We start from the raw sequence: 1,408 nt of genomic DNA, 5'->3' as shown, positions 1-1,408 counted from the left end.
GCGCCGCCCTGGCCGGCTGGCACGCGGGCGTGGCCCTGCAGGTGGCGGCCCGGGCCGGCGCGGGGGCGCCCACGGTGCGGGAGGCGGCCCTGCAGGCGGCGGGCGGCCTGGTGCTGCTGGCTGTGGGCCTCGTGGTGGAGCGCTGGTGCCGGATCCCCCCGGAGGGGGATGTGGCCGAGGGCGGCCGCGGGGAGGATGGGACCGCGGGCCGCGGACGAGCGCCCCGCCCCGAGACCGAAGGAGGCTATGCCCGTGCCCGGGATTGACCTGACCGGCGTGACGTTCGCGCCGGCCTCGCCGAAGCTCACCCCGGTGAAGCTGATCTCCTCGAGCATCGGCCACCTGATCTGGCTGGTCGTGTTCAGCGTGCCGCTGGTCCTCAAGCTCCTCGGGCCCTGGGAGGGCCTGTGGGCGTGGACGGCGTGGGGGCTGCCGGCGATCGTCGTGGTGTCCTGGCTCGTGGACCTCGTGCTGATCCCGCGCCGCGTGCGCGCCATGGGCTGGGCCGAGCGCGAGGACGACGTCCTGTGGCGGGAGGGCCTGCTTTTCCGCAGCGTGTACGCCGTCCCCTACGGCCGCCTCCAGTACGTGGACGTCTCGGACGGCCCGCTGCTGCGCCGGTTCGGCCTGCAGACCCTCACCCTCAAGACCGCGGCCTCCGGGTCCGACGTCACCCTCGAGGGCCTGCCCCACGAGACCGCGGACGAGCTGCGCGAGGTCCTCATGGCGCGCGGCCAGGCCCGGCTGGCGGGGCTGTGAGCGCCGCCGCGCCCGTCCCCGCGACGCGCCCGGCGAACGACGACGGCTGGGCCCGCGTCCATCCCGCCTCCCCGTGGGTGCGGGGCTGGACGTTCCTGCTGCTCATCCTGTTCTTCCTGGGCCGCAACGCGGTGGAGGACTTCGCCGCAGGCCGGTTCGGCGCGGGCGAGGGCTCCGGCGAGGGCGAGGGCAGCCTGCTCGTGGCCGGCGGGATCCTGCTGGGCGTGACCCTGCTGGTCAGCCTGGCCTTCTTCTTCTCGTGGTGGTTCACCCGGTTCCGGATCGGCGAGGACCAGATCGAGCTGCGGCAGGGCTGGCTCTTCCGCACCCGCCGGCAGATGAAGTACGACCGCATCCAGGCCGTGGACCTGCAGCACCCGCTCGTGGCCCGGCTGCTGGGCCTGGCCGTGGTGAAGGTGGAGGCCGCGGACGGCGGCGAGTCCGCGCTCGAGCTGTCCTTCCTGCCCAAGGCCCGCGCGGAGCAGGTCCGCCGGGAGATCCTCGACCGCGCCTCCGGGGTCCTCGTGGGGCCCGCCTCCGCCCCGCGGATCGCCGAGGGCGCGGACGCGGCCGCCGGAGTGACGCCCGGAGTCATGCCCGGCGCCGAGGCCGGCCCGGGCGTCGCGCCGCCCGGCGCCGACGCCGATCC

At 76.0% G+C, this 1,408-nt stretch carries 3 protein-coding genes; all 3 read left to right on the top strand.

The window, feature by feature from the left end; genetic code table 11:
* A partial coding sequence (locus NWP10_RS11945) for a DUF3180 family protein (protein ID WP_258301047.1) occupies positions 1-266 on the top strand: 266 nt, incomplete at its 5' end.
* A complete protein-coding gene (locus NWP10_RS11940) occupies positions 247-759 on the top strand; it encodes a PH domain-containing protein (RefSeq protein WP_258301046.1) in 513 nt (170 codons plus the stop codon). The genes NWP10_RS11945 and NWP10_RS11940, both read left to right, overlap by 20 nt.
* A partial coding sequence (locus NWP10_RS11935; RefSeq protein WP_258301045.1) for a PH domain-containing protein occupies positions 756-1,408 on the top strand: 653 nt, incomplete at its 3' end. The genes NWP10_RS11940 and NWP10_RS11935, both read left to right, overlap by 4 nt.

The sequence above is a fragment of the Micrococcus sp. HG099 genome, assembly GCF_024723355.1.
In the GTDB taxonomy this organism is placed as follows: domain Bacteria; phylum Actinomycetota; class Actinomycetes; order Actinomycetales; family Micrococcaceae; genus Micrococcus; species Micrococcus endophyticus.
Note: the sequence above shows the minus strand (reverse complement) of the source record. Positions and strands in the feature narration are given on the sequence as shown.

What these genes read in the sequence shown, in the direction of transcription:
- NWP10_RS11940 (WP_258301046.1), top strand. Translation starts at nt 247, where the DNA reads ATGCCCGTGCCCGGGATTGACCTGACCGGCGTGACGTTCGCGCCGGCC.